The sequence below is a fragment of the Aeromicrobium sp. CFBP 8757 genome (assembly GCF_014841755.1).
Lineage (GTDB): Bacteria > Actinomycetota > Actinomycetes > Propionibacteriales > Nocardioidaceae > Aeromicrobium.
This window is the reverse complement of sequence record NZ_JACYUM010000001.1, coordinates 800,157-812,416: the sequence shown is the minus strand read 5'-3', so window position 1 is coordinate 812,416 and position 12,260 is coordinate 800,157. Positions and strand designations below refer to the sequence as shown.

Sequence of the window (12,260 nt, the reverse complement as noted above, 5' to 3'; positions counted from 1 at the left end):
GACCCCCTCGTCCGGGCTACTGTCAGCCCATGACCGATGAGCGCACCGCCGACGTCACCGAGCTCCCCGACGGACCCGCCGACTCCTCCGGGCTGACCGCCCGGCAGCGCAAGGTGCTGGAGTTCCTGCGCGACGAGATCGAGAAGCGCGGCTACCCGCCCAGCATGCGCGAGATCGGCGCGGCGGTCGGTCTGACGAGCACGTCGTCGGTCGCGCACCAGCTGCGCGCGCTCGAGGCGCTGGGCTACGTCAAGCGCGATCCCAACCGTCCCCGCGCGCTCGAGATCTTCCTGCCCGACGTCATGGCGGCCCGGCGCTCGATGAGCGCGGCGCCCGAGGCCGAGGGCTTCGACGAGACCGGCATCAACGACGCGGCACCGTCGGCCGTCAACATCCCGATGGTGGGCCGCATCGCCGCGGGCGGGCCGATCCTGGCCGAGCAGCGCGTCGAGGAGATCTTCCCGATGCCCAAGTCGCTGGTCGGCGACGGCACGTTGTTCATGCTCGAGGTCTCCGGCGACTCGATGATCGACGCCGCGATCTGCAGCGGTGACTACGTCGTCATCCGCCAGCAGCCCGATGCCGAGAACGGCGAGATCGTCGCCGCGATGCTCGACGGCGAGGCCACGGTCAAGACGTTCCAGCGCAAGAACGGTCAGGTGTGGCTGCTCCCGCACAATGACGACTACTCCCCCATCGACGGCACCCACGCCACGATCCTGGGCAAGGTCACGGCGGTCATCCGCCGCGTCTGAGCCCGTCGGACCGCCTCACCGTCCGTCCCTAGCCGACGGACGGTGGGGCGTACAGGTCGTCCACGAGCGCTACGACGTCACTCGCTGCGTTCGTTCGACCTACGCGCCTGCCAGGCGCTGCGCACCATGTCGTCGATCGAGTGGCGCATGGTCCAGCCGAGGTCGCGGGCGGCGAGCTCGCCCGAGGCGACGATGCGGGCCGGGTCGCCCGCGCGCCGCTCGCCCACCTCGGGCTCGAAGGCGATGCCCGTCGCCTCGGCCACGGCCGTCATGATCTGGCGCACCGAGACGCCGTCGCCGCTGCCGAGGTTGTAGACCGGCTCGAGCGTGCCGCCGTCGAGCAGCGTGCGCGCCGCGACGACGTGCGCGTCGGCGAGATCGGCGACGTGGATGTAGTCGCGCTCGCACGTGCCGTCGGCCGTCGGGTAGTCGGCGCCGTTGACGCGAGGTGTGCGCCCCTCGAGCAACGCCTCGATGACCAGCGGGAACAGGTTGTGCGGGCTCGTGTCGTACAGCTCGGGGACGGCCGACCCGACGACGTTGAAGTAGCGCAGCGACGTGTGGTGCACGCCGAACGCCCGCGCGGCGTCACGCAGCAGCCACTCGCCGATCAGCTTGGTCTCGCCGTACGGCGACTCCGGCGACGTGGGGGTCTGCTCGGTGACGAGGTCGACGTCGGGCGTGCCGTAGACCGCGGCACTCGACGAGAAGACGATCTTGTCGACGCCCGCCTCGCCCATCGCCTGCAGCAGCGCAACGGTGCCCTGCACGTTCTGCTCGTACGTGTGGAGCGGACGCTGCACCGAGACACCGGCGTACTTGAAGCCGGCGAGGTGCACGACGGCCTGGACTTCGTGCTCGACCATCGCCTTGGCGACGACCTCGGCGTCGAGGATCGTCGCGTCGACGAACGTCACGTCGGACGGGACGAACGCCCGGTGCCCGCTCGACAGGTCGTCGACCACGACGCACTCGAGCCCCGCCTGCACGAAGGCGCGGACGACGTGCGAACCGATGTAGCCGGCTCCGCCGGTGACGAGGACACTCATGCGTCCCAGCCTGTCAGACCGTCACGAGCCGCTGCGCCCGCGGGCGGACTCGTCGAGCCGCCGCAGCGCCGACAGCGCCGTCGCGCGATCGGTCGTGCGCCACATGTCGGGCATCGACGCGGTCAGGAACGAGCCGTAGCGTGCCGTCACGACGCGAGGGTCGAGGATCGCGACGACGCCGCGGTCGGTCGTGCGACGGATCAGCCGCCCCGTGCCCTGCGCCAGCAGCAGCGCGGCGTGCTGGGCGGCGACCGCCATGAACCCGTTGCCGCCGCGCTTCTCGACGAGACGCTGACGGGCACTCATGAGGGGGTCGTCGGGCCGCGGGAAGGGGATGCGGTCGATGATGACGAGCTGGCACGTGTCGCCCGGCAGGTCGACGCCCTGCCACAGGCTCAGCGTGCCGAACAGGCAGCTGCTGGGCGACTCGGCGAACCGGCGGGCCAGCTCGGGCAGCTGCGCGTCACCCTGGCACCAGATGTCGAGGTCGGGCAGACGCTCCCGCACCTCCTCGGCGGCCTTCTCGGCACCGCGGCGCGACGAGAACAGGCCCAGCGTGCGTCCGCCGGCCGCCTCGATCAGATCGGTGATCTCGGCGAGCTGCGCCTCCTCGAGACCGTCACGGCCCGGCGCGGGCAGGTGCCTGGCGACGTAGAGCATGCCCTGCTTGCCGTAGTCGAACGGCGAGCCGACGTCGAGGGACGTCCACGGCGGGTCGTCGCCCCACAGGCCCAGCGAGCGGGCAACGGGCTCGAAGCCGCCACCGAGCTTGAGGGTCGCGCTGGTCAGGACGACGGTCTTGTCGGCGAAGAGCTTGTCGCGCAGCGCCCCCGACACGTCGATCGGCGCGATGTGCAGCTGCTTGTTGCCGCGGTTGTCGCTCGTCCAGAGCACGTCGGTCTCGATCTTGGCGGCCATGCGCTCGGCGATCTTGCGGACGTCGTCGACCATGCCGCGGGCCTGCTGCAACGCTGCGTCGGGCTCGCTCTTGTCTTCCTTGGGGAAGGCCGACAGGCACGACCGGGCACTGTCGCGGACCAGCGACAGGACGGCGTGCAGCGGTTGCGGCAGCTCGTCGATGCGGCCGGCCTCGGTGCGGGCCAGGATGTCGGCCAGCGCGTCGGAGGCGTCGGTGAGGTCGTCGCCCTCGCCCGAGCTGATGCGCGCCCGGGCCCGACGGGCGGCCCGCTCGACGATGACGGGGTCGAGCTCGTCGGTCGACGCCTGCGTCACGCGCGCCGCGAGCTCGTGCGCCTCGTCGACCACGACCGCGTCGTACTCGGGCAGCATCGGCACCCCGTCGATCGCGTCGATCGCCAGCAGCGCGTGGTTCGTGACGATGACCTGTGCCGTCTGGGCGTCCTCGCGGGCCAGCTCGGCGAAGCACTCGAGCGCGTGCGCGCAGCGGGACGCACCCAGGCACTCGCGGTGGTTGACGCTGACCTGGCGCCAGGCGCGGTCGTTGTGGGACGGAGCGGAGTCGCGGTCGCCGGTGTGACCGCCCTTCGCCTGCTCCTCGGCCCACTCGCGCAGCTCGAGCACCTCAGCGCCCAGCGAGCCGTCGGGGATCTCGACGAGCGTGCCCTGGTCGTCGGGGGCGCCCTCGCGGACACGGTGCAGGCACGCGTAGTTGCCGCGCCCCTTGACGACCGCGTGGTGCGGGACCTTCTCGAGGGTCTTGCGGGCGGCGTCCTTCAGCGCGGGGATGTCGCGCTCGACGAGCTGGTGCTGCAGGTTGAGCGTGGCCGTCGCGACGACGACGCGCTTGCCGTGCAGCAGGCTCGGCACGAGGTAGCCGAGCGACTTGCCGGTACCGGTGCCGGCCTGCACCAGCAGGTGCTCGCCGGAGTCGAGTGCGTGCTCGACGGCCTCGGCCATCTCGATCTGGCCGGGGCGGTCGTCACCGCCGACCGCCTCGACCGCGGCGTGGAGGACGTCACGGATCGAAGGCACCCCCGAAGGTTATCCGGGGGTGCCTTCGACGGGAGCGGCCCGTCCACAAGGGACGGGCGAGGGCATCAGCCCTGCGGGGCGTTCGCCGGCAGCGCCACCGCGGGGATGTCGGACGTCAGGTCGGTCGAGTCGCCCGAGATCGTCACGTAGAACCGCTTGCGGTTCGTGGACGTCGTCACCTGACCGTCGCTCAGACGCGGGCTGACGACCAGGTGCGTCCGGTCGTTGGTCCCGGTGGGCGCGCAGGTCACGACGCCCGCGATGCCGCACATCGTCGACGTGATCTCGCCGGAGAACTCGGGGTTGGCGTCGGGGTTGAGGCTCCGGCCGTTCGTGATGGTGTCGGCGTTCTGGTCGGTCGCGTTCTGCAGCGCGACCGTCACGGCGATGCCGTTGTCGCTGAGGTCCTCGTTGGCGTCGATGTACACGTTGCCGACCGCACCGGCCGGCGCGCCGGGCTGGTCGTACGCCGAGGCGATGCTGAAGCCGCCCGACTGGGCGACGATCGCGCCGCTCGCGTCGACCAGCAGCCAGCGGCCGACGCCGGCATCGCCCGTGTCGCCCTTGTCGCCCTTGGAGCCCGACGTCAGGGTGCCCGGCGCGAAGTCGCGCGGCTGCAGCGCGCCGTCCTTGACGTCGGAGCTGCGCACCTCGTTGCTGCGGATGTCGACGCCGCGGATGGAGTTGTCGCGGATCTCGGCGGAGCCGATCTTGGTGGCCGCGTAGGCCGTGCCGCCGGAGGCGACGACCACGAGGGCAAGGGAGGCGACGACGAACGCGGGGGTGACCTTGATGCCAAGACGCATGGGAATGGACCTTCTGTGAGGTGGGTAACACGGATTGCCCACGGTTCGACACCGACCCGTCCGTGGATGGGTCGGTGTCGACAGAAGATCTGCGGCCGTCAGACCTGGACGGCGAAGGGCTCGAGCTCGTTGGCCAGCGCGCCGTTGACCCGCGCGACGACGTGCGTGCCGTCGGCCTCGTGGTCGAGCGACTCGATCTCGCCCTGCACGTGGATCTGGTTGAGCAGGTCGCCGCGCGCGTAGGGCAGCAGGACGTCGACGTGGCTCGCGGGCTGCGGCAGATCGGCCTCGATCGCGCTGAGCAGCTCGTCGATGCCCTCGCCCGTGCGGGCGCTGACGACGACGGCGTGCGGCTCGCGCACCAGCAGCTGCTTGACGACCAGCGGGTCGGCCGCATCGGCCTTGTTGATCACGATGATCTCGGGCACCTCGGCCGCACCGGCCTCGAGGATGACCTGGCGCACCGCGGCGATCTGGCCCTCCGGGTCGGGATCGGAGCCGTCGACGACGTGCAGGATCAGGTCGGACTCGGCGATCTCCTCGAGCGTCGACCGGAACGCCTCGACGAGCTGGTGCGGCAGGTTGCGCACCAGGCCGACGGTGTCGGACAGCGTGTACACGCGGCCGTCAGACGTCTGCGTGCGCCGCGTGGTCGGGTCGAGCGTCGCGAACAGCGCGTTCTCGACGAGCACGCCGGCGTCGGTGAGCCGGTTCAGCAGGCTCGACTTGCCGGCGTTGGTGTAGCCCGCGATCGACACCGACGGGATCTCGTGGCGCTGCCGGTTGCCCTTCTTGGTCTCGCGGGCCTTGCCGAGCTCCTTGAGCTCGCGACGCAGCTTGGTCATCTTCATCTGGATGCGCCGGCGGTCGGTCTCGAGCTTGGTCTCGCCCGGTCCGCGTCCACCGATGCCCTCGCCGCCCGCGGCCTGTCCACCGGCCTGGCGCGACAGGTTGCCGCCCCAGCCGCGCAGGCGCTGGGTCTGGTACTGCAGCTGGGCGAGCTCGACCTGCGCCTTGCCCTCCTTGCTCTTGGCGTGCTGCGCGAAGATGTCGAGGATCAGGGCCGTGCGGTCGACGACCTTGACCTTGCACTTGTCCTCGAGGTTGCGCAGCTGGCTGGGCGCCAGGGCGCCGTCGCAGATGATCGTGTCGGCGCCCGTGGCCTCGACCGTGGCGCGGAGGTCCTCGACCTTGCCCGAGCCGATGTACGTCGACGGATCGGGCTTCTGCCGTCGCTGGATCAGGGCGTCGAGCACCTCGGAACCGGCGGTCTCGGCCAGCAGCTTGAGCTCAGCCATCGAGTTCTCGGCGTCCTCGACGGTGCCCTCGGTCCAGACGCCCACCAGGACGACGCGCTCGAGGCGCAGCTGGCGGTACTCGACCTCGGTGATGTCCTCGAGCTCGGTGCGCAGGTTGACCACACGGCGCAGCGAGTGGCGTTCCTCGAGGTCGAGCCCCTCGGTGCCCTGGGGCTGGCTCGTGGTGGTGGGGCCTGTCGTCGGTTCGGTCATGCAGTCCAATCCATGGTGCCCCGCGCGACGATCTCGGCGGGTCCGGTCAGGGTGATGTGGTCGTCGGCGTCCCAGGTCACGTGCAGCGTGCCGCCCGGGACGTCGACCCGGTAGGTGACGGGTCGGTCGGCCCGGTCGGCCACCGCGGTGGCCACGGCCACGGCGCAGGCGCCGGTGCCGCACGAACGCGTCTCCCCCGCACCGCGCTCGTGCACGCGCATCGCGACGTGCCGCTCGCCCTCGCGGACGACGAACTCGATGTTGACGCCGTCGGGGTAGACCACCTGGTCGAAGCCGGGCTCAATCAGCAGCGGGCCGACGTCGTCCAGCCGGTCGACGAAGGCCACGGCGTGGGGATTACCTGTACGAACGTCCTGCGCCTCCCACGTATTTCCGGCCGCCGAGACCTTCGAGACGTCACGCACCTGGGGCACGCCCATGTCGACGCTGATCTGGTCGCCGTCGAACGACATCGTCTTGTCGCCGTCGCGGGTGCCGATCACGAACGGGGCGGACGGATCGGCGAGCCCCTCCTGCACGAGGTGCAGGGCGAACACCCGGGTGCCGTTGCCGCACATCTCGCTGATCGAGCCGTCGGCGTTGCGGTAGTCCATGAACCACTCGCCGGCCGACGCGATGCCGGGTTCGATGCCACTCAGCGCGGACGTGCGGATGACCCGGAGCACGCCGTCGGCGCCGATGCCGCGACGCCGGTCGCACAGGGCGGCGACGAAACCACCGTCGAGGTCGCCGTGGACCGAGCCGTCATGGTCGGGGAGCAGCACGAAGTCGTTCTCGGTGCCGTGCCCCTTGAGCCATGCGAAGGTCATTCCTCCAGTCTACTGCGACAGGACGGTGGCCATGGCTCGCTCGAGCAGGTCCTCGGCGTCGTGGGGCAGCCAGTGGATGCGGGGGTCCTTGCGGAACAGACGGTCCTGCCGCCGGGCGAACTTGCGGGTGCCCGTGACGGTGTCGGCCCGCGCCTCGTCCTCGGTGAGCTCACCGCGCAGGAACGCCAGGATCTGCTGGTAGCCCAGGGCCCGCGACGCCGTCAGGCTGTCCTCGATGCCGTGCTCGAGCAGGCTCCTGACCTCGTCGACGAACCCATCGGCCCACATCTGGTCGACGCGGTCGGCGAGGCGGACCTCGAGGACGTCGCGGGGCACGTCGAGGCCCAGCATCGTCAGACCGGGGTAGATCGACTCCAGCGGCGGCATCGTCGCGACGAACGGCCGCCCCGTCAGCTCGCCGACCTCGAGCGCCCGGACGATGCGCCGGTCGTTGGTCGGCTGGATCTGCGCGGCCGCCACCGGGTCGCGCCGGGCCAGCTCGTCGTGCATCGCCCGGCTGCCGCGGCGCTCGAGCTCGTCGGCCCAGCGCTGCCTCACGGCGGGGTCGGTGCCCGGGAAGTCGAGCCGGTCGAGCACGGCGCGCACGTAGAGGGCGGAGCCGCCGACCAGCACCGGGACGACACCGCGGGCGTGGCAGTCGCCGACGACCGCCCGCGCCTGCTGCTGGAACTCCGCCACGCTCGCGGTGTCGGCGACGTCCAGCACGTCGAACAGGTGGTGCGGGACGACCGCGCGCTCGGCCGCGGTGGGCTTGGCGGTGCCGATGTCCATGTGCCGGTAGAGCTGCATCGAGTCGACGTTGACGACCTCGGCGTCACCGAGCCGCTGGGCGATGCGGACGGCCAGGGACGACTTGCCCGATGCGGTGGGACCGACGACGGCCACGACGGTTTCTCGCACGGACATGCCGCCCATCATCCCAGTAGGCTGGAGGGAATCCGGTGGCGGTCACGCCCCGGTGACCGAACCCCGACGCGACACGCGAGGAGGGAAGCCATGGGTTTCCTCGACAACCTGAAGAAGAAGGCTCCTGAGCTCAAGGAGAAGGCCGCCGATCTCGCGGCCAGCAAGAACTCCCAGATCGACCAGGGCATCCAGAAGGCCGCCGGCATGGCGAGCAAGGCCACCAAGGGCAAGTACGACGACAAGATCGACAACGCCGCGCTCAAGGCCAAGGACGCGGCCGACAAGCTCGCCGACGAGAGCCGCAAGAAGCCGTAGCGGCTACGCCGTCCGTCCGGTCGGCAGCCACTCGGCCACGACGTAGCCGACGCCCAGGGGCGCCCCGTCGAACAGCACGCGTGCTGCGACGGTGGCGCCCTTCGTCGTCGCACCGACCGCGTGGCCGAGGTTCTGCAGGGCCGGGACGCCGGTCGAGCCGAGAGCGGCACCGAGATCGGCGTCGAGCGCGACCAGCGCCGCCGGGTCGCCGTCCGCGAGCGCCCGCGCGATCGCGGCGTCGAACGGCTCGGCCCTCTCGTCGAGGAAGCCCGGCGCCTTCTCGGAGCGGCCGTTCGACCCGTCTGCCATCACGAGCAGCGCGACGTCGCCGGACGTGTCGGGTGCCCCCGTCGAGTACGTGCGCGGGCCGGACCACCCGGCGGCGTCGAGCAGCCAGGCCCCGATCGTCAGGCTCGGCGGCAGCACGAGGTCGTCTCCCCCGGCGCGCACGTCGACACCGAAGCCGGCGAGCGAGCCGCCCGCGTGCTCGTCGACGTCGTGGGCCAGGCCGCCCGCACCGATGACGAGGATGCGCCCGGCGCCGGACGCGACCAGGCCCGCGACGGCCGCCCGGCACGCGGCGCGCAGCCCACCGAGCTCGGCGTCGGTGCCCGGCGCGATCTCCGGCACCAGGAGCGGCGGGTGCGGGCAGACGGCAGCGGCGACGATCACGGGTGGAACGCTACCCGGCGTGGCACGATGACACCGTGCTCGATGCCACGGGAGGGGCCGCGTATCCCCCGGCCCGCAACACGTGGGAGTTCCCTCCGCCACCCTCGTCCGCCCGCTGGGTGTGGGTCGCGGTGCTGGCGACCCTGACGGGCCTGGTCGTGGCCGGCGGGCTCGTCGTCGTGGTGGCGCGGCTCGGCTCGGGCGACCTGCCGGGCGTCATCGACGACGACGAGCTCCTCACGACGATCGCGGTCGAGTGCTCGCTCATGACGTCGACCGTCGACATGCTCCCCGTCTACGGCACCGCCCAGCAGCAGTCCGAGACGATTCGCGACCAGGACCGAGCCATCCGGCTCATGGTCGACGCGATCAGGACCGAGGCCGCCGCGGCGATCGCGCGCGATCGTCCGTCCGACCAGTGGCTGGACGACTGGGAGAGCCTCGTCGGCGCCCGCGAGCGTCTCGCCCGGCGACTGCTGCGCGAGCCCAATGCGTCGCTGGTGGTGCCCGTGGACGGCGACGGCGACCCCGTCACCGAGCGCATGGCCGGCGTGTGGCTCGGCGACGCCGCGTGCGAGGTGCCGCCCACGATCGGCTCGCCCGACGCCGACGCGCTGTCAGGCTGAGGGCTTCTTCTTCTCGCCGGCCGCCTTCGCCTTCTGCTTCGCGGCCTGCTTGAACTCGCGCACCTTGGCGAGCGACTCGGGGTCGACGACGTCGGCGACCGACCGGAAGCCCTTGCGCCCGTAGTCGCCCGTCACGGTCGTCCAGCCGCGTGGCTTGACGTCGAGCTGCTTGGCGAGCAGCGCCGCGAAGATCTTGGCCTTCTGGTCGCCGAAGCCCGGCAGCGCCTTGAGCCGCTTGAACAGGGTCTCGCCGCTCCGGGCGTCCGACCAGATGCGGGACGCGTCGCCGTCGTACTCGTCGACGACGACCCGTGCCAGCTCCTGCATCCGCGCGGCCATCGAGCGGCCGTAGCGGTGGATCGCCGGCGGGGTGGCGCACAGATCGGCGAACCCCTCGGGATCGGCGTCCGCGATGGCCGCCGGGTCGAGCGAGCCGAAGCGCTCGAGCACCTTCGCCGGGCCCGCGAACGCCCGCTCCATCGGGAACTGTTGGTCGAGCATCATGCCGACCAGCAAGGCGAACGGGCTGTCCGTCAGCACCTGGTCGGCGTGGGCGTCCTGGGCGATCCGAATGGCCATGCCCCCATCGTCCCACCCGTCCCGACGCATCTCGTGCGAGCCTGCACCGCCCTCGACACAGATCGTGCAGACCGGCACGGATCCACGGCGCGAACCGGTGCAGACACGCACCATGCCTTCATAGGAGTGCCCGCACGGTGCTGCCCTTGCGGCTTCAATGCGACATCGCACGCGGCGAACTGCGGCCGCTGCTGGGTGCGTTGACGTGAACGTCAGCTCATGCGTTCAATGTCGTCGCCAGTCGCAGTCGGCACCTTGTTCCACAACCACCTGAGAACAGCGGCGAAGGCGACGAGCGACAATCCGAGGCCTGCGTAAGCCCACTGGTGGTTCACGATGCCCAAACAGATCAGACCGACACCCACACCAACGACGAGCAGTTGACCTGCTCTGGCCGCTCGCCAGGTCTCCTCGCGCATCACGCATCGACCCTACCTACAGAGCGCGCTCAGTCGCTGCTCCCGCGAACCCAGTCAAACCACCACGGCGCGAATCGAAACACAATCGCCCAGATGACTGCGACAGCCGCGAGGAACAGGAGGTAGTGGTACCAAGAGCCTCCGCCGACGGCGAGAGCCACAAGCATCACGGGCACAAACGCGAAGAAGATGATCGCCTGCGGGCGCAGGCCTAGCGGATCCCTATCGACTGGGTCCTGCCCTCGTTCTGACATGCCGAAGAGTCTGGCACCAATCGGCCGGTCGGGAGTCGTAAGACGTTGACGGTCTCACGGACTTCGCTCGGCCACAGGAAGACACGTACGTGTCATCGGATCCCGAAGGGTCTCGACCCAGGGAAAGGCCAGCTCGAGGAACGGCCTCGTCGCTCAGGGAGGCGCCAGAGCCAGGCACGCCGCGAGGACACTCTTCAGGAGAAAGCCGAAAGAATGCCCCCCTCCTGGGGGAGATTCTCGACGAGGGGCCCCCGACAGCTGAAAGTGGCTAAGAGCGTTGCTGGTCGAGCATCATGCCGGCCAGCACGGCGAACGGGCTGTCGGTCAGCACCTGGTCGGCGTGGGCGTCCTGGGCGATCCGAATGGCCATGCCCCCATCGTCCCACCGGCAGGAGGTGGATCCGCAACCGTCCCGGCGCTGAGAAGGTTGCGAATCCACCTCCGCCGGATGGTGTGAGAAACTGGGGACAGAGCCCCGACGGGCTCCCGGACGAGCGGTGCCGTACCCGGACAGCGACAAGACGGCGCCAGGGAGCATGACATGTCCTGGATCGTCCTCGCCGTCTCCGGCGTCCTCGAAGCCGTGTGGGCCACGGCCCTCGGCCTCTCCGACGGCTTCACCCGCCTCGTCCCCTCGCTGGTGTTCGCCGTCTCGGTGGTGCTGAGCATGACCGGCCTGGCCTACGCGATGCGCGAGCTGCCCGTCGGCACGTCGTACGCCGTGTGGGTCGGCATCGGCGCCTCGCTGACCGTCGCGTACGCGATGATCTCCGGCGAGGAGTCCGCGTCGGTCGTCAAGGTGCTGCTGATCCTGGTGATCGTCGCCGCGGTCGCCGGGCTCAAGCTCCTGCACTGACGTCGGCGGGCGCCGCGTCGAGCGGCCGCGTCGCAGCCAATAGCAGCATCGGCAGGGTCGTCTGCAGCAGCTCGGCGTCGAGCTCGTGCCCCTCGGTGATGGCCTCGCGCACGGCCTCGTCGTACGTGCCGGTGAGCACCGTCGCGGCGTGGCGCGGGTCGACCGTGAACTCGCGCCCGAGCGACGCGACGATCGTGGTCATGAGCGACACGAGCTCGTCCTTGATCTCGCGCCACGAGTCGTTGAACTCGTCGCCGACCTCGCCGCCGCGGATGCCGCGGATCGAGAACTCGAGGTGCACCAGGAAGCCGGCGCGGTCGACCGACTGCAGCCCGAGGAAGCGGTCGATGATCACGGCGATGGCCTCGGTGGGCTCGAGGCCCTCGTAGGACTCCGGTGCCGTCGCGGCCCGCAGGCTCTCGAACATCAGGTCGCGCTCGCGCCGGAACAGCGCCAGCAGCAGGACGTCCTTGCTCGAGAAGTTGGAGTAGAACGCGCCGCGGGTGAAGCCGGCCTGCTCGCAGATGTGCTCGACCGACGCGCCCTGGATGCCCTCGCGGGCCAGCACCTCCCGCGTCGCCTCGAGCAGACGCTCGCGCGTGGCCGAGCGTCGGCGCACCGCGGGACGGGCGTCCGATGTCGTCATGGTGATCCCCGTTCATCCGTGTGACGCACACAGCGTACTCGATACATTGACGCATCCAATAC

General features: G+C 70.7%; 14 protein-coding genes and 1 riboswitch. Of the genes, 4 read left to right on the top strand and 10 right to left on the bottom strand.

The window, feature by feature from the left end:
• Nucleotides 1–29: 29 nt before the first annotated feature.
• Nucleotides 30–755: a transcriptional repressor LexA gene (gene lexA / locus IFT73_RS03975; protein ID WP_192166469.1), complete on the top strand. Its 726-nt coding sequence runs from the start codon at nucleotides 30–32 to the stop codon at nucleotides 753–755.
• A 77-nt stretch (nucleotides 756–832) separates the two neighbouring features.
• On the opposite strand, the gene galE is transcribed toward lexA, so the two are convergent.
• From galE to miaA, 6 genes are all read right to left on the bottom strand, one after another.
• Nucleotides 833–1,804 carry a UDP-glucose 4-epimerase GalE gene (gene galE, locus IFT73_RS03970; RefSeq protein WP_192166468.1) on the bottom strand — a complete coding sequence of 324 codons (972 nt, stop codon included), beginning with the start codon at nucleotides 1,802–1,804 and terminating at the stop codon, nucleotides 833–835.
• Nucleotides 1,805–1,825: 21 nt separating this feature from the next.
• On the bottom strand, nucleotides 1,826–3,682 hold the full coding sequence (locus tag IFT73_RS03965) for an ATP-dependent DNA helicase (protein ID WP_192166962.1): 1,857 nt from the start codon (nucleotides 3,680–3,682) through the stop codon (nucleotides 1,826–1,828).
• A 140-nt stretch (nucleotides 3,683–3,822) separates the two neighbouring features.
• Complete coding sequence (locus IFT73_RS03960) at nucleotides 3,823–4,563, bottom strand: hypothetical protein (protein ID WP_192166467.1); 741 nt, start codon at nucleotides 4,561–4,563, stop codon at nucleotides 3,823–3,825.
• Nucleotides 4,564–4,661: 98 nt separating this feature from the next.
• Nucleotides 4,662–6,074 (bottom strand): GTPase HflX, encoded by a 1,413-nt coding sequence (gene hflX / locus IFT73_RS03955; protein ID WP_192166466.1) that lies wholly within the window; start codon nucleotides 6,072–6,074, stop codon nucleotides 4,662–4,664.
• The gene (dapF, locus tag IFT73_RS03950; protein ID WP_192166465.1) at nucleotides 6,071–6,904 is read right to left on the bottom strand and encodes a diaminopimelate epimerase; all 834 of its coding nucleotides are present in this window, start codon (nucleotides 6,902–6,904) and stop codon (nucleotides 6,071–6,073) included. The genes hflX and dapF overlap by 4 nt, the downstream gene beginning before the upstream one ends.
• A gap of 9 nt (nucleotides 6,905–6,913) precedes the next feature.
• On the bottom strand, nucleotides 6,914–7,831 hold the full coding sequence (gene miaA, locus IFT73_RS03945) for a tRNA (adenosine(37)-N6)-dimethylallyltransferase MiaA (protein WP_192166464.1): 918 nt from the start codon (nucleotides 7,829–7,831) through the stop codon (nucleotides 6,914–6,916).
• 90 nt (nucleotides 7,832–7,921) lie between these two features.
• On the opposite strand from miaA, the gene IFT73_RS03940 reads away from it, so the two are divergent.
• Nucleotides 7,922–8,146 (top strand): antitoxin, encoded by a 225-nt coding sequence (locus IFT73_RS03940; RefSeq protein ID WP_056607879.1) that lies wholly within the window; start codon nucleotides 7,922–7,924, stop codon nucleotides 8,144–8,146.
• Nucleotides 8,147–8,149: 3 nt separating this feature from the next.
• On the opposite strand, the gene IFT73_RS03935 is transcribed toward IFT73_RS03940, so the two are convergent.
• Nucleotides 8,150–8,818, bottom strand: coding sequence for a hypothetical protein (locus IFT73_RS03935; protein ID WP_192166463.1), 669 nt, complete (start codon nucleotides 8,816–8,818; stop codon nucleotides 8,150–8,152).
• 35 nt (nucleotides 8,819–8,853) lie between these two features.
• On the opposite strand from IFT73_RS03935, the gene IFT73_RS03930 reads away from it, so the two are divergent.
• On the top strand, nucleotides 8,854–9,444 hold the full coding sequence (locus IFT73_RS03930) for a hypothetical protein (protein ID WP_192166462.1): 591 nt from the start codon (nucleotides 8,854–8,856) through the stop codon (nucleotides 9,442–9,444).
• Here IFT73_RS03930 and IFT73_RS03925 read toward each other — a convergent pair.
• On the bottom strand, nucleotides 9,436–10,023 hold the full coding sequence (locus tag IFT73_RS03925; RefSeq protein WP_192166461.1) for an HhH-GPD-type base excision DNA repair protein: 588 nt from the start codon (nucleotides 10,021–10,023) through the stop codon (nucleotides 9,436–9,438). The two genes, IFT73_RS03930 and IFT73_RS03925, sit on opposite strands and share 9 nt — an antisense overlap.
• Nucleotides 10,024–10,235: 212 nt before the next feature.
• Complete coding sequence (locus IFT73_RS03920) at nucleotides 10,236–10,445, bottom strand: hypothetical protein (RefSeq protein WP_192166460.1); 210 nt, start codon at nucleotides 10,443–10,445, stop codon at nucleotides 10,236–10,238.
• 718 nt (nucleotides 10,446–11,163) lie between these two features.
• Nucleotides 11,164–11,227: riboswitch (guanidine-III (ykkC-III) riboswitch) on the top strand.
• 10 nt (nucleotides 11,228–11,237) lie between these two features.
• Here IFT73_RS03920 and IFT73_RS03915 point away from each other — a divergent pair.
• Complete coding sequence (locus IFT73_RS03915; RefSeq protein ID WP_192166459.1) at nucleotides 11,238–11,552, top strand: multidrug efflux SMR transporter; 315 nt, start codon at nucleotides 11,238–11,240, stop codon at nucleotides 11,550–11,552.
• Here IFT73_RS03915 and IFT73_RS18615 read toward each other — a convergent pair.
• Nucleotides 11,536–12,198 carry a TetR/AcrR family transcriptional regulator gene (locus tag IFT73_RS18615; protein WP_197983482.1) on the bottom strand — a complete coding sequence of 221 codons (663 nt, stop codon included), beginning with the start codon at nucleotides 12,196–12,198 and terminating at the stop codon, nucleotides 11,536–11,538. The two genes, IFT73_RS03915 and IFT73_RS18615, sit on opposite strands and share 17 nt — an antisense overlap.
• Nucleotides 12,199–12,260 lie beyond the last annotated feature (62 nt).

Excerpts from the sequence above, each read along its gene's own strand:
- lexA (WP_192166469.1), top strand. The coding sequence starts at position 30 with ATGACCGATGAGCGCACCGCCGACGTCACCGAGCTCCCCGACGGACCC.
- galE (WP_192166468.1), bottom strand. The coding sequence starts at position 1,804 with ATGAGTGTCCTCGTCACCGGCGGAGCCGGCTACATCGGTTCGCACGTC.
- IFT73_RS03965 (WP_192166962.1), bottom strand. The coding sequence starts at position 3,682 with ATGGCCGAGGCCGTCGAGCACGCACTCGACTCCGGCGAGCACCTGCTG.
- IFT73_RS03960 (WP_192166467.1), bottom strand. The coding sequence starts at position 4,563 with ATGCGTCTTGGCATCAAGGTCACCCCCGCGTTCGTCGTCGCCTCCCTT.
- hflX (WP_192166466.1), bottom strand. The coding sequence starts at position 6,074 with ATGACCGAACCGACGACAGGCCCCACCACCACGAGCCAGCCCCAGGGC.
- dapF (WP_192166465.1), bottom strand. The coding sequence starts at position 6,904 with ATGACCTTCGCATGGCTCAAGGGGCACGGCACCGAGAACGACTTCGTG.
- miaA (WP_192166464.1), bottom strand. The coding sequence starts at position 7,831 with ATGTCCGTGCGAGAAACCGTCGTGGCCGTCGTCGGTCCCACCGCATCG.
- IFT73_RS03940 (WP_056607879.1), top strand. The coding sequence starts at position 7,922 with ATGGGTTTCCTCGACAACCTGAAGAAGAAGGCTCCTGAGCTCAAGGAG.
- IFT73_RS03925 (WP_192166461.1), bottom strand. The coding sequence starts at position 10,023 with ATGGCCATTCGGATCGCCCAGGACGCCCACGCCGACCAGGTGCTGACG.
- IFT73_RS03915 (WP_192166459.1), top strand. The coding sequence starts at position 11,238 with ATGTCCTGGATCGTCCTCGCCGTCTCCGGCGTCCTCGAAGCCGTGTGG.
- IFT73_RS18615 (WP_197983482.1), bottom strand. The coding sequence starts at position 12,198 with ATGACGACATCGGACGCCCGTCCCGCGGTGCGCCGACGCTCGGCCACG.